General features: G+C 63.1%; 16 protein-coding genes, 1 pseudogene and 1 riboswitch. Of the genes and pseudogenes, 6 read left to right on the top strand and 11 right to left on the bottom strand.

The features are described 5' to 3' along the window. From JOY50_RS23635 to JOY50_RS23625, 3 genes are all read left to right on the top strand, one after another. Window positions 1-125 (top strand): ATP-binding protein (locus JOY50_RS23635; RefSeq protein ID WP_243055970.1); only part of this gene is annotated, 125 nt, incomplete at its 5' end. A gap of 298 nt (window positions 126-423) precedes the next feature. Further along, window positions 424-1,917 (top strand): HAMP domain-containing sensor histidine kinase, encoded by a 1,494-nt coding sequence (locus tag JOY50_RS23630; protein ID WP_132843250.1) that lies wholly within the window; start codon window positions 424-426, stop codon window positions 1,915-1,917. After that, entirely contained in the window at window positions 1,886-3,313 is a 1,428-nt protein-coding gene (locus JOY50_RS23625; RefSeq protein ID WP_243055967.1) for a sigma-54 dependent transcriptional regulator, read from the top strand. Before JOY50_RS23630 ends, JOY50_RS23625 begins: the two co-directional genes overlap by 32 nt. 150 nt (window positions 3,314-3,463) lie before the next feature. Here the strand turns inward: JOY50_RS23625 and JOY50_RS23620 are convergent, their stop codons facing one another. From JOY50_RS23620 to JOY50_RS23610, 3 genes are all read right to left on the bottom strand, one after another. Next, window positions 3,464-3,766 carry a hypothetical protein gene (locus JOY50_RS23620; RefSeq protein WP_132843249.1) on the bottom strand — a complete coding sequence of 101 codons (303 nt, stop codon included), beginning with the start codon at window positions 3,764-3,766 and terminating at the stop codon, window positions 3,464-3,466. Window positions 3,767-3,850: 84 nt separating this feature from the next. Continuing rightward, on the bottom strand, window positions 3,851-5,203 hold the full coding sequence (locus JOY50_RS23615) for a GntP family permease (RefSeq protein ID WP_132843248.1): 1,353 nt from the start codon (window positions 5,201-5,203) through the stop codon (window positions 3,851-3,853). Between the two features lie 111 nt (window positions 5,204-5,314). Next, the gene (locus JOY50_RS23610; protein ID WP_028612994.1) at window positions 5,315-5,854 is read right to left on the bottom strand and encodes a gluconokinase; all 540 of its coding nucleotides are present in this window, start codon (window positions 5,852-5,854) and stop codon (window positions 5,315-5,317) included. 207 nt (window positions 5,855-6,061) lie between these two features. On the opposite strand from JOY50_RS23610, the gene JOY50_RS23605 reads away from it, so the two are divergent. The 3 genes and pseudogenes from JOY50_RS23605 (at window position 6,062) to JOY50_RS29340 (ending at window position 8,537) form a co-directional block, all read left to right on the top strand. Then, on the top strand, window positions 6,062-7,081 hold the full coding sequence (locus JOY50_RS23605; protein WP_132843246.1) for a LacI family DNA-binding transcriptional regulator: 1,020 nt from the start codon (window positions 6,062-6,064) through the stop codon (window positions 7,079-7,081). Between the two features lie 100 nt (window positions 7,082-7,181). Then, window positions 7,182-8,000: pseudogene (locus tag JOY50_RS29345) on the top strand (PAS domain-containing protein); the annotation flags it as partial. A gap of 42 nt (window positions 8,001-8,042) precedes the next feature. After that, window positions 8,043-8,537 (top strand): methyl-accepting chemotaxis protein, encoded by a 495-nt coding sequence (locus JOY50_RS29340; protein ID WP_232107066.1) that lies wholly within the window; start codon window positions 8,043-8,045, stop codon window positions 8,535-8,537. On the opposite strand, the gene JOY50_RS23595 is transcribed toward JOY50_RS29340, so the two are convergent. From JOY50_RS23595 to JOY50_RS23560, 8 genes are all read right to left on the bottom strand, one after another. Further along, entirely contained in the window at window positions 8,512-11,781 is a 3,270-nt protein-coding gene (locus JOY50_RS23595; protein ID WP_132843239.1) for a transporter substrate-binding domain-containing protein, read from the bottom strand. The genes JOY50_RS29340 and JOY50_RS23595 overlap by 26 nt on opposite strands. A gap of 13 nt (window positions 11,782-11,794) precedes the next feature. After that, window positions 11,795-12,409, bottom strand: coding sequence for a response regulator transcription factor (locus JOY50_RS23590; RefSeq protein ID WP_028612990.1), 615 nt, complete (start codon window positions 12,407-12,409; stop codon window positions 11,795-11,797). Window positions 12,410-12,631: 222 nt separating this feature from the next. Next, window positions 12,632-12,874: a DUF1272 domain-containing protein gene (locus tag JOY50_RS23585; protein WP_028612989.1), complete on the bottom strand. Its 243-nt coding sequence runs from the start codon at window positions 12,872-12,874 to the stop codon at window positions 12,632-12,634. A gap of 66 nt (window positions 12,875-12,940) precedes the next feature. Beyond that, on the bottom strand, window positions 12,941-13,693 hold the full coding sequence (gene cobM / locus JOY50_RS23580; protein WP_132843236.1) for a precorrin-4 C(11)-methyltransferase: 753 nt from the start codon (window positions 13,691-13,693) through the stop codon (window positions 12,941-12,943). Window positions 13,694-13,726: 33 nt separating this feature from the next. Continuing rightward, window positions 13,727-14,116, bottom strand: coding sequence for a cobalamin biosynthesis protein (locus JOY50_RS23575; RefSeq protein WP_132843234.1), 390 nt, complete (start codon window positions 14,114-14,116; stop codon window positions 13,727-13,729). Next, window positions 14,116-14,802, bottom strand: a complete 687-nt coding sequence (locus JOY50_RS23570; protein ID WP_028612986.1) for a CbtA family protein — start codon at window positions 14,800-14,802, stop codon at window positions 14,116-14,118. Before JOY50_RS23570 ends, JOY50_RS23575 begins: the two co-directional genes overlap by 1 nt. A 9-nt stretch (window positions 14,803-14,811) precedes the next feature. Continuing rightward, window positions 14,812-15,000 carry a CbtB domain-containing protein gene (locus JOY50_RS23565; RefSeq protein WP_132843232.1) on the bottom strand — a complete coding sequence of 63 codons (189 nt, stop codon included), beginning with the start codon at window positions 14,998-15,000 and terminating at the stop codon, window positions 14,812-14,814. A gap of 93 nt (window positions 15,001-15,093) precedes the next feature. Further along, a riboswitch (cobalamin riboswitch) is annotated at window positions 15,094-15,318 on the bottom strand. Between the two features lie 99 nt (window positions 15,319-15,417). Continuing rightward, window positions 15,418-17,892: a TonB-dependent siderophore receptor gene (locus tag JOY50_RS23560; RefSeq protein ID WP_243055965.1), complete on the bottom strand. Its 2,475-nt coding sequence runs from the start codon at window positions 17,890-17,892 to the stop codon at window positions 15,418-15,420. Window positions 17,893-18,088 lie beyond the last annotated feature (196 nt).

Genomic DNA, 18,088 nt, shown 5'->3' with positions numbered 1-18,088 from the left:
GGCTGGGGGTGGGGCTGGTGCTGGTGAAGCGCATCATGGAACGCTTTGGCGGCACAGTGAGGCTTAGCAGCAGTGAGGGCCATGGCACGCGGGTGTCGTTGAATTTCCGCTTGGCAAGAATTTGATGTTTAGCGGTAAGAAAAGGGTTTAATCCGTTGATATGTTTGTGATTGTTTTTTTTGGGTAATTAACACCCAAATGTGGGGCCGCTTCTTTGGGTCGTATTTGACAATGTCACTTAAGGTCTTGAAAAGTTTAGCGTTAGGTTTTTCGAGTGGCGGCTGGCCGACTTCTTGCTACGTCATTCGCGCAGCGCAACACACAATAAATGGCAGCCATGGCTGCCCAGGCGGGGTGCTATCAACGGGCTGCTGTGATTGTTGGCCTTGATGCATTTCTGAACGGACGCCCGGGAACCACGCAATGCAGATGCTGGAAAACGAAGTTCGCGACAAGGCTAGTGCGACTGCCAGCGGTCTGGCCGTGCCATTGCGTGAGTTCAACCTGCTGCGCTGGTTTTCGGTCATCAGCCTGTTGATCATCACTGCGGTGGCGGGCGGGCTGGGCTATGTGTCCACGCGCTTCGTGGTACGCGATAGCGTGCAGCGTGATGCAATGCTGACCGCCCAGTTTATCCAGGCCATGGCCCAGGCCGAGGTGCGCCATTCCCAGTTGCCACCGGGCACCACCATGGGCGAACTGCTCGACCCGCGCCTGGACCAGCAGCACCTGCAGTTCACCCCGGCGCTGGCCGAATCGACCCGGGTCGAATTCCTCGACCATGTCGAGCACCTGCCTGATACCTTGCTGGCCAATGTCTACGCTCGCGACCGCACCATCGTCTGGTCCACCAACGTAGAGCTGATCGGCAAGCGGATAGAGGCCGATGGCGATCTGGATCGTGCTTTCCGTTCGCGCAAGGCGGTGTCGGCCAGTTACCACAAGGCTGAGGATGATCGCGAAGAGCAGAAGTTCCTGCGTGAACCGCGCTACCTGTTCATCGAGAACTACATACCCCTGTTCGACAGCCAGGGTGAACAGGTGATGGCCATGGTGGAAATCTACAAGGAGCCGCAGGACCTGATACGGCGCATCCAGCGCGGCTATGTACTGATCTGGGCTTCGACCCTGGTGGGCGGGGCGCTGATCTACTTCGGGCTGTTCTGGATCGTACGCCGGGCGGCGCAGATGCTGCATCTGCAACAGGACCGGCTGGTGGCCAGTGAAACCTACGTGGCCCTGGGCGAGATGTCGTCTGCAGTGGCGCACAGCCTGCGCAACCCGCTGGCCAATATTCGTTCCAGCGCCGAACTGGCCCAGGAAATCGCCAACCCCGCGGCGCAGAAGAACATCACCGATATCATCAGCCAGGTAGACCGCATGTCACGCTGGGTGCGTGACCTGCTGGTGTCGTTGCGCCCGGTCAGTGACGTGGCGGAGGCTGTGGACCTGGTGGCGGCCATCGAGGACACCCACCTGGCGTTCGTCCAGCAGATCGAGCGCAATGGTGTGCGCTTCCACTTCGAAGGGCCTGATCAGCAGTGGGTGGCCAGTCAGCCGCTGCAGCTCACGCAGATTCTCAACAGCCTGTTCTCCAATGCTCTGGAGGCCATGCCGGCGGGCGGCATGCTGACTGCCCAGGTCAATGTACAGGATGGCCAGCGTGCCGAGTTCGTACTTGTCGACACTGGCAAGGGCATGAGCCAACAGCAGGAGCGGATGGTGTTCAAGCCGTTCTTCACTACCAAGCAGGGGGGGCTCGGTGTGGGCCTGGCCCTGGTCAAGCGCATCATGGAACGTTTTGGCGGCTCGGTCAGCCTGAGCAGCCGCGAAGAGGAAGGAACCCGCGTCAGCCTTACATTCAATATCGCAGCGGGAGGGGACCATGGAGCACAGCATCCTGGTAGTCGAGGATGATGAAATCCTCGCTGACAACATTCGCACCTACCTTAGCCTCAAGGGCTTTGAGGTCACCGTGTGCCACAGCGCCGAGCTTGCGCTGGAGCAGATCAAGCGGGCCCAGCCCGACGCGGTGCTGACCGACAACTCGTTGCCGGGCATGAGCGGGCACGACCTGCTGCGCAGCCTTGTGGCGCAGGTGCCGGGCCTGAAAGTGATCATGATGACCGGCTACGGCAATGTCGAAGATGCTGTGCAGGCGATGAAGGAGGGTGCCTTCCATTACCTGACCAAGCCGGTAGTGCTTGCCGAGCTCAAATTGACCCTGGACAAGGCTCTGGCTGCCGAACGCATGGAGCGCACGCTGTCGTTCTACCAGGAGCGCGAGGCGCAGAAGTCCGGGTTGCAGGCCTTGATCGGCGAGTCGCCAGTAATGCTCACCCTCAAGCACACCCTGCGCCAGGTGCTGGATGCCGAACGGCGGATGACCAGCGACGACTTGCCACCGGTGCTGGTCGAAGGCGAGACCGGGACCGGCAAGGAGCTGGTGGCGCGCGCCCTGCATTTTGACGGCTCCCGCAGCAAAGGGCCGTTCATCGAGTTCAACTGCGCCTCAATCCCGGCCAACCTGCTGGAGGCCGAGCTGTTCGGTCACGAGAAGGGCGCATTCACCGATGCCAAGGAGCGACGGTTGGGCCTGGTGGAGGCGGCCGACGGCGGCACCCTGTTCCTCGACGAGATCGGCGAGATGGACCTGGTGTTGCAGGCCAAGCTGCTCAAGCTACTGGAAGATCGCAGCATCCGCCGGATTGGCGCGGTGAAAGAGCGCAAGGTCGACCTGCGGGTTATCAGCGCCACCAACTGCAACCTGGAGCAGATGGTGCAGCAGGGCAAGTTCCGCCGCGACCTGTTCTTCCGCCTGCGCATTATCGCCCTGAAGGTGCCGCGCCTGTATGCTCGAGGCCAGGACATTCTGGTACTGGCAAGGCATTTCCTCGCCCATCATGGCAGGCGTTATGGCAAGCCGAACCTGCGATTCTCTGCCGAGGCCGAGAGCCTGATGCTGGGCTACAGCTGGCCAGGCAATGTGCGCGAATTGCGCAACATGCTGGAGCAGACCGTGCTACTGGCACCGAACGAGGTGGTGCAGGCGCATCAGTTGAACCTGTGCATGACCTTGATTGACGAGCCATTGATGCAGCAGCCGGCGCCAGCGATGTTCGAAATACCGCGGCACGAGCCGGAGCCAGGCACCAGCCTGCCGGACATGGAACGCGACCTGGTGTGCAAGACGCTGGACCGTACGGACTGGAACGTGACCAAGTCGGCGCGGATGCTCGGGTTGTCGCGGGACATGCTGCGTTACCGGATCGAGAAGCTGGGGCTGACCCGCCCCGACAAACGCCAGTGGTAAAGCAGGCACAGTTCTGCTTTTTGTAGGAGCGGCCTTGCGTCGCGAAAGGGCCGCAGCGCGGCCCCAGGTTTTCAGCCTGATCGTTGATATTGCCGGGCCTGCTGCGCAGCCCTATCGCGGCGCAAGGCCGCTCCTGCAAGGGGCGCGTACTCAGGGATTACCGGTGCTTGTGCCGCTATTGCGCTGAGGACTTGCACCCTCTTGGCCACTCCCATCCATCCCCGGCAGATCGCGGTTGTCATTCTGCTTCGCCGGTGGGCTTTCTGGGTCGTTACCTTGGATGCGCGTGTCAGTATCCCGCGGCATGGGCTTTTCGATCGGGTTGAGGGTGCTATCCACGCCCGGCCGGGGTGCCGGGTTGTGCGGATCGTCAGGGTAGGTAGGGCCGGTGCCGGCCGCCAGGGCCAGTGGCGAGGCGAGCAGGGCAATCAGCAGAATGCTTGAGCGGGGCATGGCAGGCTCCTTGGCTTCGGGTAGGTCTGATACTTTCCTTCGGCCCTACCCAAAGCATCAAGGTGCCATTACCCCGATCAACGGTTACACCACTTGCGCCAACAACATGATGAAAATGATGCCAACCACCGAGAGGATGGTCTCCATCATGCTCCAGGTCTTGAAGGTTTCCGCTACGGTCATGTTGAAATACTGCTTCACCAGCCAGAAGCCGGCGTCGTTCACATGCGACAGGATCAACGAGCCAGCACCGGTGGCCAGTACCAGCAACTCACGGTTCACGCCCGGTACCAGGTCGATTACCGGTGCGACAATGCCCGCACCGGTAATGGTGGCGACCGTGGCGGAGCCGGTAGCAATGCGGATCACCGCTGCTACCAACCAGGCCAGCATGATCGGCGAAATCTCCGCCTGTACGGCCATCTGCCCGATGACGTTGCCCACACCGGTGTCCACCAGCATCTGCTTGAAGCCGCCGCCGGCTCCCACGATCAGCACGATGGCAGCCGTGGGGGCCAGGCTTTGGTCAAGCATCTTCATGATCTGCTGGCGGTTGAAGCCTCGTGCAGAACCAAAGGTGTAAAAGGCCAGCAGCAGGGCCGCGAGCAGGGCGGTGATGGGGTGGCCGATCAGGTCCATCCACTGGCGCACGATGTGCTCTGCCGGCAGCACCACGTCGGCGAAGGTCTTCAGCAGCATCAGCGCTACCGGCAGCAGCACCGTGATCAGGGTGATGCTGAAGCTTGGCAGGTTGCCCTGGCCAGACTCCTTGGCGATCTGGTCCATCAGTTCCTGGGACGGGTTGCCCGGGATGTAGCGGGAAATGAAATTGCCGAACAGCGGACCGGCGATGATCGCGGTGGGCAGTGCGACGATCAGGCCGTAGAAGATGGTCTTGCCGATATCGGCGTGGAAAATACCGATTGCCAGCAATGGGCCCGGGTGTGGCGGCACCAGGCCGTGCACCACCGACAGACCGGCCAGCAGCGGAATGCCGATTTTCACCAGCGACACCCCGGAGCGCCGGGCAACGATGAACACCAGCGGAATCAGCAGCACGAAGCCGATTTCGAAGAACAGGGGAATGCCCACCAGGAAGGCGGCGAACATCATCGCCCAATGTACGTTCTTTTTGCCGAAGGCGCGGATGAGGGTTTGTGCGATCTGGTCGGCACCCCCAGAGTCGGCCATCAGCTTGCCCAACATGGTGCCCAGGGCGAGCACGATGCCGACGAAGCCGAGTACACCGCCAAAACCATCCTGGAACGATTTCATTACCTTGGCCACCGGCATGCCGGAGGTCAGGCCAAGGAAGCCGGCCGCGAGGGTGAGGGCAACGAAGGGGTGCACTTTGAAGTGGGTGATCAGCAGGATCAGCCCAATGATGGTAACCAGCGCGTCGAGCAGCAGGAAGGTGTCAGTAGCCAGTCCGAACATGGTTTGAAGGCCTCGATCTTATCGTTGTTTTTGGCGTAGCGTTTTGAAACTTTACCCGCGATCACGGGTCGAGGTAGCGCTGTCTTTGGTGAGCCGGGAAAGCCGCCGGGATCAGGCGGTTTGCGCCAGGCCCTGCTCACCGCAACGCTTTAGCCAGCGGTCCACCGCTTCGGCAAGTGCTTCGATGGGCTGGGTGGCGTCCAGTGCCAGCGTCAGTGGCTCGCCGCGTGGTGATTCCAGGGCAGCAAACTGGCTGTCGATCAGGCTGGCTGGCATGAAGTGCCCAGGGCGGGCCAGCACCCGTTTTTCCGCCTCGGCGGGCGACAGTTCGAGGAACACGAACACCAGCCCGGGCATGGCATCGCGCAGGCTGTCGCGGTAGCGGCGCTTGAGTGCCGAGCAGGTCAGGATCGGGCGCTCCCCAGCTTGGGTAGTGGCTTGCAATTCCTGGCCAAGGCGTACCAGCCAGCCGGCACGGTCGCTGTCGTCCAGCGGGATGCCATCGCTCATCTTGCGGATGTTTTCGGCAGGGTGGAAAGCGTCGCCTTCAATCAGGCGGCCGCCGCTTCTGGCAGCGATTGCGGCGCCGATGCAGCTTTTGCCGCAACCGGCCACGCCCATCACCACGATGGCGGACAGGGGAGAATTCATCAGTACCTCCTGCGGGGTGAGATAGCGCTGTCTCGTCGCCGACGAACAGCCACCTCCCCGGTGTTATTGGTCTTGTCCTTACGCAGTATGGACGCCTGGTAGCGAGCGCGTGCTGGCTGCTGCCAAAGATTACATTGCCTGCGTCCTGAGACAGCGCTACCTTAGTGGCCGTTCCCTATCCTTGCAAGTAGTAAAATTACAACATCCATGTCCCGCATCGGCTCCCGCACTACAGGTCGTCCCACCTTGGCAGAAGTTGCCAGGCTTTCCGGGGTTTCCCCGATTACCGCCTCGCGCGCCTTGCGCGGGGTCAGCACGGTTGCGCCTGAACTGGTCGAAAAGGTCGTCGCGGCAGCGGCGAGCCTGGGCTACGTGGCCAACCCGGCGGCCCGTGCCCTGGCCTCGGCCCGCAGCCAGTCGGTGGTGGTGCTGATTCCGTCGCTGTCCAACCAATTGTTCATCGACACCCTGGAAGCCATTCACGAGGTCATGCGCCCGCGTGGGCTCGAGGTACTGATCGGCAACTATCACTACGACCTTGCCGAAGAAGAAAACCTGATCCGCAATTACCTGGCCTACCAGCCCTGCGGCATGCTGTTGACCGGTTTCGAGCGCAGCGATGCGGCGCGGCAGATGTTGGCCGCCAGCGGTGTGCCGTGTGTGCACATGATGGAACTCAATGGCGAGCCAGGGGCATTGTCGGTCGGTTTTTCGCAGCAGCAGGCCGGGCGCGCTGCGGCCCGGCACTTGATCGAGCGCGGGTGCAAACGCCTGGCGTTCATTGCCGCGCAGCTCGACCCTCGGGTGATGCAGCGGGCCGAGGGCTTCCGCCAGGGGTTGGCCGAGGCTGGTTTGCAGGCGGCGGAGCTGGAGGTACTGGCACCGGAGCCTTCGTCGATTGCCTTGGGCAGCGTGTTGTTCAGCCAGTTGCTGCAGCAGGCGCCGGACGTCGACGGTATCTTCTTCTGCAACGACGACCTGGCCCAAGGGGCGGTGCTGCAGGCATTGCGCCAAGGGGTGGAAGTGCCCCGGCAGGTAGCCATGGTGGGGTTCAACGACTTGCCGGCTTCGGCGCACATGGTGCCGCGGTTGACTTCGATTCGCACGCCCAGGGCCGCTGTGGGCCGTGGCGCGGCGCAGGCGCTGCTGGCGTTGCTCGATGGCAAGCGGGTAGCGAATGCGCAGCAGGATCTGGGCTTTGAGCTGATGGTGCGCGAGAGTTCCTGAGTACGCCTTGAGTAGAGTGTTGGGTTTGACATCGAGCGCCGCGCGGGCGGCGCTCGATCTATCAGGCGACACATTAACCACGACTTGCCAACGGCGATCTATGCTCAGGACACCGCGCATAAAGGAGCCCGGCGTCATGTTCGATTTCCATCGCAAATCCGATTTGGTTGAAATCCAGCGTAGTCACCAGGCTTTGGCCGGCGCACAAGCCAAACTGGCGGCGATCAGCCGTTCGATGGCGATGATCGAGTTCGCACCTGATGGCACTATCCTCGATGCCAACGAGCGTTTCTGCCAGGCCATGGGCTATAGCGCCGACGAATTGCGTGGCAAGCACCACCGGCTGTTCTGCGAGCCGGGCTACACGCAAAGCGCCGAGTACCAACAACTGTGGCGCGAACTGGGCCAGGGCAAGGCCATCAGCGGTACCTTCGAACGCCTCGACAAGGCCGGCCGCGAGGTCTGGCTGGAGGCCAGCTACATGCCGGTGCTAGACGAGCAGCGTCAGGTCATCAGCGTGATAAAGGTAGCAGCCGACATCAGTCAGCGGGTGGTGCAGGAGCACGAGAGCGAGAGCCTGCTGAAGGCGATCGGGCGCTCCATGGCGGTGATTGAGTTCACCCCGCAAGGCCGGGTGATCAAGGCTAACCAGAACTTCCTCGACACCATGGGCTATCGCCTGGACGAAGTGGTCGGCCGCCATCATGGGCTATTTTGCCTGCCGCATGAGCGCGAGTCGGCCGAGTACCGTGAGTTCTGGGCATCGCTCAACCGCGGCGAATACCATTCGCACCGCTTCGAACGCATCAACAAGCAGGGCCAGATGGTCTATCTGGAGGCCTCATACAACCCGATATTCGACAGCAAGGGCCGCTTGTACAAAGTGGTGAAGTTCGCCAGTGACATCACCCGCCAGGTCTGCACGCAGCAAACCGCTGCCGATGCCGCTCATGCCAGTTCCATGCAGACCGATGCCTGCGCACGCAAGGGCACCGAGGTGGTGCAGCAGACGGTGCAGGTGATCGAACAGATTTCCCATGAGCTGAACGAGGCTGCGCGCAGCATCGATGCCGTGAGCAAACAGTCGGATGTGATCGGGCAGATCGTGCTGACCATACGTGGCATTGCCGACCAGACCAACCTTTTAGCCTTGAACGCGGCCATCGAGGCGGCCCGCGCCGGTGATCATGGGCGTGGTTTTGCCGTAGTGGCCGACGAGGTGCGCAACCTGGCGGCGCGAACCAGCAAGGCCACCCTGGAAATCGTCGACGTGGTGCGGCAGAACCACGACCTGTCACTGCTGGCCGTGGCCAGCATGCAGTCAAGTCTGACCCGGACTGGTCATGGGGTCGCGCTGGCCAACGAGGCAGGAACGGTGATCATGGAAATCCAGCAGGGTTCACGGCACGTCGTGGATGCGATCAGCCAGATCAGCTCGACGCTGCAATTGCATTGAGCGCATCCTTCAGTTCGTTCAGCAGGGCTTGCAGGCTGATTTGCAGTCGTTCACGTTGCACAACCGATGGCAGGCCCTGCGCATGAGCGTTCTCGATGGCTTCGCAATCCTTTACCACACCGCGCACTCTGATCATCTTTGCGCCGCCCTTGATGCGATGGGCCAGGGTACGGACCGCCTCAGCGGAGGCCTCGGGCGCCAGCGCACGCAAGGTGGCCAGATCTTCGCCGACGCTGATTGACAGCTGTTCCAACAGATGCCGCGTCAGTTGCTTGTCGTCCTGTGTCAAGTGGCGCAGCTCTGCCAGGTTGAAGCCGCTACTGGGCAGTGGCGTCTCTTGAGCGGCGCGGGCTTGGGGCAGGTGGGCCTTGAGCGTGTGCAGGCCGATTGGCTTGAACAGGCATTCGTCCATGCCGCTGGCCAGGCAACGGTCACGCTCTTCGGCCTGGGCATTGGCAGTCACACCGAGGATCTGGCAGGCCGGCAGGCTGCGTTCGGCTTCAAGGCTGCGAATGCGACGGGCGAGTTCGTGGCCGTCCATGACTGGCATGCTGCAGTCGGTGATCACCAGGTCGAAACGCGCGGCCTGCCAGCGCTCCAGCGCGACCTGGCCGTTGCCTGCCAAAGTCACGTGATGACCGAGGGTGTGCAGTTGCCGTTCCAGCAACAGCAGGTTGGCAGGGTAGTCGTCGACCACCAGAATTTTCAAAGGGTCGGTGCTGGGTTCGGCTGCCGGGGTCAGTTGCTGCACAGGCTTCGGTGCAGCGCAGGCTGGCAACTGCAAGCTGACCTGCACCTTGGTGCCGACGCCTTCGACGCTTTGCAGGCCCAAGCTGCCGCCCATCAGTTCGGCAAAGGTACGGCTGATGACCAACCCCAGGCCTGCCCCTTGGCGGGTTCGCGGGCCGTCAGCCTGAACGAAGGCGTTGAACAGCCTGGCCTGATCAACGGGGCTGATGCCGATGCCGGTGTCACGCACAGACAATTCGATTGGCAGGCTGCTGTGCCCATCGGCTGGAGGTATCAGCAAGCTGGCCTGCACTTCACCGCGGTCGGTGAACTTGATGGCGTTGCTGATCAAATTGGACAGTATCTGCTTGAGCCGCAACGGGTCTGCCAGCACCCAGACCGGCCCGGCGGGAAGTTCTGCGTGCAGATGCAAGCCTTTGGCCCGAGCGTTGCCCTCGAAAACCCGTACCGTAGCGCGTACCAGCTCGACCAGGTTAGTGGGTATCGGTTGCAGGGTAATGTGCCCGGATTCGATGCGGGAAATGTCGAGAATATCGCCAATCAGTTCAAGCAGGTCGATGGCCGAGCCATGGGCAGTCTGCAGGGTCTGGGCGTCGCAGCGGCCCTCGCGGCTGTCTTCCAGCGCCAACTCCAGCAGGCCGATCACGGCATTCATCGGAGTGCGGATTTCATGGCTCATGGTGGCCAGGAAGGTGCTTTTGGTCTGGCTGGCTTGCTCTGCGTCGTCCTTGGCTTGGCGTAGCTGTTCGAGCAGGCCACGGCTCAAGGCCAACTGCGCTTGCAGCGCGTGCTGGGCCTCGGTGCGCTGGTTGATCAGCTTGCGCAGGTAGCTGTTCCAGAACACCACGCCCGCCAGCAACAGAGCCGACAAAACCAATACCTGCAAGGCCAGCGTTCGGTAGTCGCGCCAGGGGCTGTCGCTTACCAAGGTGCTGGTGCGCCAGCGATTAGCCAGCTGATCGAGCTCTTCGGGTGGAATGCTCAGCAGAGCCTTGTCGAGGATGGCTTGTAGCTGCGGCTGGTCCGCAGCCACGGCGAAGGCGGCAATGGCCGGGGCGTCGTCCAGCACGCTGGCGATGCGCAAGCGGCCCTTGAACACATGGCTGATGTAGTAGGCGGCATTGATCTGGCTGCTCAGGGCAACGTCGGCAGCCCCGCCCGCCACGGCCTCCATCAGGCCGAGCGGGTTGTCGACTTCCACCAGCCTGGCCTGCGGATAACGTTGTTGCAGCAGCACCCGCTGCGGCGAGCCACGGACCAGGGCGATACGCTGGCCATCCAGTGCCTTGGCTTGTGTGGGGTAAGTGCTGTCGCTACGGGTAACCAGGACGCGTGGGCTGACCAGGTAGGGGCGGGTATAGCGCAGTTGTTTCGAGCGATCCGCGCCGTAGCCCAGGGCGCCGATCATTTGTGCATCGCCGCGGGCCAGGCGCTCGAGCATCGCCTGCGCCGAATCGCTTGCCACTGGCCGGAACTGTAGCCCGGTGCGCAGTGAGATCTGTTTCAGCAGATCAAGGGTGATGCCGGTTGGGCGGTGTTCGGCGTCGTTGAACGTCAGTGGCGCCAACGAGGTGTTGACCAACACATCGATGTTGGGGTGGGCAGCGATCCATGCTTCTTCTTCCTTGCTCAAGGCGGTGAGGTGGCGCTGCAGCAGCAGGCTGGTGTTGCCGCTGCTCCAGCGGCGCAGGATATTCAGGCGCTCGCTGTCGTTGATGCGGGCCAGCGCCATGTCGACCAACCGATGCAAGCGAGGGTTGTCGCTGGCCAGGGCAAAGGCAAATGCCCCAGCAGGGACCTGGCAGAAGTGGTCGATTCTCAGCGTGCCCTGGTAACTCTTGCCAATCATGAAGTCGGTACTGATGGCATCGCCCAGGTAGGCATCGGCCTCGCCCAGATCGACAGCGGCCAGCCCGGCCAGGGTCGAGCGGTACAGGCTTAACTGCGCCTTGGGGTACAGATTGCGTACGGTGCTGGCCGGCAGGTAGTGATCGACCATCGCCAAGCGCAGGCCGGCGAGGTCGGGTGTGTTCTTCAGGCTGCTTCCTTCGCGCGTGACGAGGACCGGCATGTCGTCGGCATACGGGGTGCTCAGGACAAGCTGGGCGTCTGCCGCCTCGAAGGCATTGGAGCTGCCCAGCAGGTCGATACTGCCCTCACGCAAAGCAGCGATGGCTTCGTGGCGGTTGTCGAACCGCCGTACTTCGACGTTTATGCCCAGCTGCTCGGCGATGATACCGGCGTAGTCTGCGCTAATACCTTCGTAGTCCTGCTGGCTGGTATTGAGTTCGAAGGGAGGATAGTCGGGTCGCGAACTGCCCAGCACCAGGTATTGGCGTTGCTGCAGCCAATCCCGGTCTTCCCTGGACAGTTGCAACGGGGCTGCGGCGCTGACAGAGCGCGCCAGCAGCTGGCGAGGTTCGCTGCTGGCCAGCAGCGCAGTGGGGCCGGACAGGCCGATGGCCAGGAGCATGCACGCCAGCAGGCGCTTCATGGCGGCCGAACGCTCAGTAGACGCTGTTGCGTTTGGCCAGGTCGACCATTTCAACCAGCGATTCGGTCTTGAGCTTTTCCATGATACGGCCCCGGTAGGTGCTGATGGTCTTGGCACTCAGGTTCATGCAGGTGCCGATATTTTTGTTGTTTTCGCCGCGCGCCAGGCGCCGCAGCACTTCCATTTCACGGTTCGACAGGCTGGCCAGGCGTACCGGTTCGCTCTCCAGCGAGTTGCTGTTGACCGACATTTGCGGGAAGGTCGAATAGCCCTTGACCAGGGCCTTGAGGGCAAACAGCAGTGCTTCGTGATCTTCTTCCTTGGTGACGAATGCGCCGATGCCAGCATCCAGGCAACGCCGTACATACAGGTCGGTGGCCTGGCCGGTCAGCACCATGATCTTGGGCACAGGCTCGAGGCATTGCAGGCGTTTGATCACTTCCATGCCATCCAGGCCGGGCAGGCCGATGTCGAGCACTACCACGTCCGGGCGCAATTCGCGGGCTACCTGCGCAACTTCGCTGCCGTTACCAACTTCACCCACAACATGAAAGCGTTCACGTTCGAGCAGTAGACGCAGGGATAGTCGGACAATGGGGTGGTCGTCGACGATCAGCACGGTTGTCATGTAGAAAACTCCTGTCAAGATGTGGTCCGCTTCCTGGAACACTCAGGAATACGTCGGCAAGTGGGTTAATCGGAAGCGCTGCAAGATACGACCAATCCCGAGGTTTGGTAATGCCGAGTATAGAAGTGTTGATAATCCGCGCGCTTGTTGTTGAAAAGTCCTACAAGCATTGGGAAAGACATCACCCTATCAAAGCGGCAATGCCTGGTTTGAGGTGTGCAGTCAGGCGCAAGCAGCGTGTGCTTTGTTCACACGTTGGGTGGCAGCGGGGTTATTGACCAGCGCCTGGCCGACCCGCGTGGGGCGGGCCACCAGCTGGCCGGCACAGTTCGGGCAGCGGCCGTTGAAGCGGGTATCGGCGCAGGCGCGGCAGAAGGTGCATTCGAAGGAGCAGATGAGCGCATCGGGGCTGTCGCCCGGCAGGTCGGTATCGCAGCACTCACAGTTGGGGCGTAATTCCAGCATGGGCGTGACTCCTGTTCACAGGCGGGAGCCCGGAGTCTGCTACGGCTGCGGCAATGCTGGCAATGCTCAGTCGCCAGGGCGATATAAGTGAGCATGCCCGGCACGGTACAAGGCCGACTCGGCGAATGGCGTATCCCCTAGCACGTGGCCTACCAGGATCAGCGCCGTGCGGCGAAAATCCTTGGCTGCGACGCGTTCGACGATATCGCCAAGGGTGCCGCGCACCCAATCCTGGTCTGGCCAGGTGGCACGATGTACCACCGCCACAGGGCAGTGCGCACCGTAGTGCGGCATCAGTTCTTCGACAATCCGCGGGAGGTGCTTGACCCCCAGGTGAATCGCCAAGGTGCTGCCGTGGCGCGCCAGGTCGCCCAGTTGCTCGCCAGGCGGCATGGGTGAACTGTCGCCATAGCGGGTGAGGATCACCGTCTGCGCTACCTGGGGCAGGGTCAGCTCGCAGCCGAGCAGCGCAGCGCTGGCCGCCGTGGCGGTGACCCCAGGGATGATCTGGTAATCGATGCCCAGCGCCTGCAGGTGGCGGATCTGCTCACCGATGGCGCCGTACAGGCTGGGGTCGCCGCTATGTACCCGGGCCACGTCCTGGCCTTGTTCGTGCGCGCTGCGCATGGCGGCGATGATCTGCTCCAAGTGCAGCTCGGCACTGTTGATCACGGTCTCGGCCTGGTGGCCTTCGAGCACGGCAGCGGGTACCAGCGAGCCGGCATAGATGACCACCGGGCACTGGCGAATCAGCCGTTGGCCCTTGACCGTTATCAGTTCCGGGTCGCCGGGGCCGGCACCGATGAAGTACACCGTCATGGAAAATCCTTGCAGGAAAGAGAAGCGAAATGGTCAGCAGGCCAGGGCGAGGGTCGCCGGGCCCAGTACCTGGCGGGTCAGCAGCAACCGGGCTGTGCTCCCAGGCTGCTGGCTGGCCAGGGCCAGCGCCGCGCTCTCGGCCACGCCCCAGCAGCCGCTGTGGGCATGGGCTGTGGCAGAGCGGTGGCTGAGCAGCGGCTCAAAGGCCTGTAGTTGCGCGCTATGGTACAGCACCAACGGCAAGCCAAGGCGTTCGGCCAGTTGCTGCAAGCCGGCTTCGTCGGCCTTGAGGCTGATACTGGCAATGCCGTGCAGGTCGGCAAGCGCAAGGCCCTGGCTAGCCAGGGCCTGGAGCAGCAGGGTATGCAGGGTATCCGCCGGGCAGCCCCGGCGGCAGCCGAAGCCGGCGTAGAACGCCGGCATCAGGCCTTGCTGGAGCGGCGGAACAACCACGCACTGAGCAGGCCCAAGGCTACCCAGAAGGCAGCGTTGGTCAGCCAGGAGGCCATCTTGAACTGGGTTTCCAGTGCTTCGGGGGCCAGGCTCTCATGCACTTCGGGCTGTGGGGCGCCAATCACATGGGGGATTACCAGCAACACGGCGCCCAGCGCCTTCAACAACCAGTGCCGGGCGAACACCAGCAAGGCCAGGCCAAGGGCGGTGGCGCTGGCCGTGCCAACCCACCATGCCTGGCGTTGTCCCAGGTCGGCGGCGGCAGTGCCGGGCAGCTCCGGCGGCAACCCCAACGTCGGGGCCAGGCAGAACACGGCAAAACCGGCCAGGCCCCACAGCGCACCGGTGCCGGCACGCTGCGGTTCGCGCAGGCTGTACAGGGCGGCGAGAATCAGGGCGAAGCCGACTGCGACCACCAGATTGCCCCCGGTGGTGGACAGCACCCGCTGCCAACCGTCTTCCGGCGACCAGGCTTCGGCGCTGTGCTCATGGGCGGCCACTTCGCCACCATGTTCGTGCTGTGCGGCCGGGGCCGATGATTCGTAGGTTTCCGCCTCAAGAATCAGCGGGGCAACCCAGAAGCTTTGCAGCAGGGTCAGCAGCAGGGCCGCAAGCAGCCCGCTGAAGCCCGCGGTACGGGCAATGCGCGTGATCATCAGGCGTACTCAGTGGCAGGGGAAGGCGGCGCTGTGGCGGGTGTCGTGGGCGGCGTTGTGCACGGCCTCGATGTGCGAGAAACCGGCGAAGTACACCAGGCACAGGCCCAGCAGGCTGGCGCCGAGGGCGATGACGACGCGCTGGTTGAGGGTGACGGGGGTGTCAAGGCTGTGTTGCTTGGTGCTGGTGACGGGCATGACGCGTTCCTCTGCTTTTGGTAGGCAACGGGCAAGCGCGGCATCCCCGATGCGTGGCCGCCCAGGGGAATGCAACAGCGCCCGCCCACCGCGGGGTGTTCATGAACGTCAGGCCGGTCTCCGGGCTTGCGAGGAGGAGCAGGGCTCCTGGAAAGCGTCACCTTCCCATGCCGGACTACATGGCACAGTGGTACAGACACTTCACTCGCTTACCGTTGCGGGGGCAGCACCGGCCTTGTCCGGCCCTGCTGGAGGGCCTGGGACGCACCGGTTTCCCGTTTCACCCCCTGTGGGGGCACCTGAACGTGAGGCATAAGGAGAGCATGGGGGCGGGGTTTGCGTCAATTGCCAAGTACCGGGTTGGATTCTTCGCGGGTGAACCCGCTCCCACAGGCCAGGAGCAAATGTGCAGATGCTTCAGAAGTCATACGCCAGCTTGGTGTACCAATAGCCGCCACCTGGATGAAACGGCGGGTTGCCGTACGCCGCCTGGTTGCCGTTGGCGTTGTAAACGCCGTTCTTGTCGGGCCGCACATTGAAGATGTTGGTGCCACCCACACTGACGGTCAGGCTGTCGAACAGCAGGTACGACAGGTCCAGGTCGGTGATCCACTTGGCGCCAAAGGTGCGGTCCTGGGCCTGGTTCTGCTGCCAGGTTTCGACCTTGCCGTAGCGGGTGGTCTGCAAGGTGCCGGTGAAGTTACCCAGCAACCACTGGCTGCCCAATACCCATTTGGTCTTCGGCGAAGCTGCCACCAGGTCACCTTCGCGGCCATGGCCGACCACGTCGATACCGGCAGCGGCCAGCGCTGCGGGCGTACCCCGGGTGCCGCGCACGGTGGTCTTGTTCCAGTTGAAGCCCAAGGTCCAGCGCACATCGCCCCAGGCACCGAACTCGCTGGTGTGGTCACCCACCAGGTCGAGGCCGCGGGTGCGGGTGTCGAAGGCATTGGTGTAGTAGTTGATCCAGGTGGTGCGCGCCAGGCCCAGCGATTCGAGGATGTCGCCAATGGCACCGGCACCGTTCTGCCGGTCGTAGAGGTTTTCGGTGAGCAGGATGCGGTCGTCAATGTCGATCAGGTAGGTGTCCAGGGTAACGCTGGTGCGGCGCGCCGGTTGCCAGGTCAGGCCAAGGCCAGCGTTGCGGGACTTCTCCGGGTCGAGCTTCTCGCCGCCGAATGCCAGCGCGGCGGCACTGCCGGGCGCCACGGTGCGGCGCAAGGCCGGCACCACATTGCCGTCGGCGTCCAGCGCGGTGCGGTTGTCGCTGACGGTGTAGCCGCTCTGGGTCAGCGACGGTGCGCGGAACCCGCTGCCCAGGGTGCCGCGTACCGCCACGGTTTCGCTCAGTTCATAGCGTGAATTGAGCTTGAAGCTGGCGGTGTTGCCCGAGTCGTCGTCGTAGTGCTCGACGCGCGCGGCGGCGCCCAGGTACCAGCGCGGGGTCAGGTCCAGGCCGAGGTCGATGTAGGCGGCATAGTTGTTGCGTTTCACATCGGCCTCGTCTTCCGGGCGGATGGTCAGCGCAGCCTGGGCGCCCACGGCGGTCTGGCCGTTGGCCAGCGCATAAAGCGGGTTGGGGCGCCCGTCCGCCAGGGTGGCCGGGTAGGTGTAGGGCCCGACGCTGTAGGCGATGGGGTCGCCGGCAAAGGTCCGGAAGCGCTCCCAGCGGTGCTCCAGGCCGGCCGAGACGCGGGTCGGTACTGCCAGGCCGAACAGGCCATCGAAGGCGCGGGTGATGTCCAGGTTGTTCACCCACTGGTCGAACTGCAACGTCGCGAGGTCATCGAACGAGGTTGGCGAGGTCGGGCCATAGGTGGGGTTGATGGTCAGGTCGCTGGACTGTTGGTTCTTGTTGCGCCCGTAGGTGGTGGACAGGTCCCAGTCCCAGGCACCGGCAGCGCCTCGGGCGCCGAGCAGCCACTGGTAGTCGGTATCCTTGATATTGTTGAGCGGGAAGTATCCGTCGGGGAACAACTCCGGGATCGAGGCATTGCTGTTGGGCAGGCGGTAATTGTTGAAGGCCTCGAGCTTGCGCTCGGCATAGGTGGCGAACGAATACAGCTTCAGGTCGTCGCTGATGGGCAGCTCGGCGTTGTAACCGAGGTTGAAGGCGCGCAGGTCGGGGTCGCCGTTCTTCACCGCCCGGTGGTCCCAGGCGGCCTGGCGGTCGTCTTCGAAGTAGGCGCGGTAATCGGGGGCGGCCTTGTCGATCCAGTTGGCGGTGCCGCGCTTGCGTGCCTCGCCCGACAGGTGCAGGAAACCGCCGTCACCCAGGCTGAAGCCTTGGTCGCCCGCCAGCTTGATGGTTTCGCCCTGGCCGCTGTACAGCTTGCCGTAACTGCTTTCGTAGTGGCCGCCGCTGCTGGCGCTCTTGAGGATGATGTTGATCACTCCGGCCACCGCATCCGAGCCGTACTGGGCGGCGGCGCTGTCTTTCAGAACCTCGATGTGCGACACCGCACTGACCGGGATCATGTCGATATCCACGGCGTTGGCACCGCTGTTGTCGGTCGAGCCACTGGCCGGCACGGCGCTGTTGTGGCGGCGTTTGCCATTGACCAGCACCAGGGTGTAGGCCGGGCCCAGGCTGCGGTTGCTCAGTGGCCGCACGCCGGACTGAAAGCCGGCGATGTTGGTGCCGAAGTTGAACGAGGGCAGCAGTTTGGAAATGGCCTCGGACAGCTCGGCGCGGCCTGTACGCAAAAGCTGCTCGCTGCTGATCACGTCGATGGGGGCCGGGCTGTCGGCGACGGTGCGCTGGTTGCCTCGCAGGCCGGTGGAGATCACCGTGACGGTGTCCAGGCGCGGGTCTTCGGTAGTTGGGGCGGCATTGGCGAACGGGGTGAGCAGGCAGGCCAGGGGCAGGGCGAAAAGCGGTGTTCTAGACATCATGTCCTCGGAGTGCGGTGGAGCACGCAGGCGAATAGGCGCCAGGTCCTGATAAGGCTGGCGTACGGTGTTGGGGAAGTGTTTGCCTGCACCGGCCTCTTCGCGGCGGTTCGACGCCTCGACATGCCCGCTCTCACAGGAATTGCACAGGCCTTGAGGTCAGTGATTTTCCTGTGGGAGCGGGCTCGTCGAGGCG

Origin of the sequence: Pseudomonas sp. BP01, from assembly GCF_022760795.1 — a bacterium.
In the GTDB taxonomy this organism is placed as follows: Bacteria; Pseudomonadota; Gammaproteobacteria; order Pseudomonadales; family Pseudomonadaceae; genus Aquipseudomonas; species Aquipseudomonas putida_Q.
The sequence above is the reverse complement of the archived record's forward strand: the minus strand, read 5'-3'. Positions and strand labels throughout refer to the sequence as shown.

Excerpts from the sequence above, each read along its gene's own strand:
- JOY50_RS23630 (WP_132843250.1), top strand. The coding sequence starts at position 424 with ATGCAGATGCTGGAAAACGAAGTTCGCGACAAGGCTAGTGCGACTGCC.
- JOY50_RS23625 (WP_243055967.1), top strand. The coding sequence starts at position 1,886 with ATGGAGCACAGCATCCTGGTAGTCGAGGATGATGAAATCCTCGCTGAC.
- JOY50_RS23620 (WP_132843249.1), bottom strand. The coding sequence starts at position 3,766 with ATGCCCCGCTCAAGCATTCTGCTGATTGCCCTGCTCGCCTCGCCACTG.
- JOY50_RS23615 (WP_132843248.1), bottom strand. The coding sequence starts at position 5,203 with ATGTTCGGACTGGCTACTGACACCTTCCTGCTGCTCGACGCGCTGGTT.
- JOY50_RS23610 (WP_028612994.1), bottom strand. The coding sequence starts at position 5,854 with ATGAATTCTCCCCTGTCCGCCATCGTGGTGATGGGCGTGGCCGGTTGC.
- JOY50_RS23605 (WP_132843246.1), top strand. The coding sequence starts at position 6,062 with ATGTCCCGCATCGGCTCCCGCACTACAGGTCGTCCCACCTTGGCAGAA.
- JOY50_RS29340 (WP_232107066.1), top strand. The coding sequence starts at position 8,043 with ATGCAGACCGATGCCTGCGCACGCAAGGGCACCGAGGTGGTGCAGCAG.
- JOY50_RS23595 (WP_132843239.1), bottom strand. The coding sequence starts at position 11,781 with ATGAAGCGCCTGCTGGCGTGCATGCTCCTGGCCATCGGCCTGTCCGGC.
- JOY50_RS23590 (WP_028612990.1), bottom strand. The coding sequence starts at position 12,409 with ATGACAACCGTGCTGATCGTCGACGACCACCCCATTGTCCGACTATCC.
- JOY50_RS23585 (WP_028612989.1), bottom strand. The coding sequence starts at position 12,874 with ATGCTGGAATTACGCCCCAACTGTGAGTGCTGCGATACCGACCTGCCG.
- cobM (WP_132843236.1), bottom strand. The coding sequence starts at position 13,693 with ATGACGGTGTACTTCATCGGTGCCGGCCCCGGCGACCCGGAACTGATA.
- JOY50_RS23575 (WP_132843234.1), bottom strand. The coding sequence starts at position 14,116 with ATGCCGGCGTTCTACGCCGGCTTCGGCTGCCGCCGGGGCTGCCCGGCG.
- JOY50_RS23570 (WP_028612986.1), bottom strand. The coding sequence starts at position 14,802 with ATGATCACGCGCATTGCCCGTACCGCGGGCTTCAGCGGGCTGCTTGCG.
- JOY50_RS23565 (WP_132843232.1), bottom strand. The coding sequence starts at position 15,000 with ATGCCCGTCACCAGCACCAAGCAACACAGCCTTGACACCCCCGTCACC.
- JOY50_RS23560 (WP_243055965.1), bottom strand. The coding sequence starts at position 17,892 with ATGTCTAGAACACCGCTTTTCGCCCTGCCCCTGGCCTGCCTGCTCACC.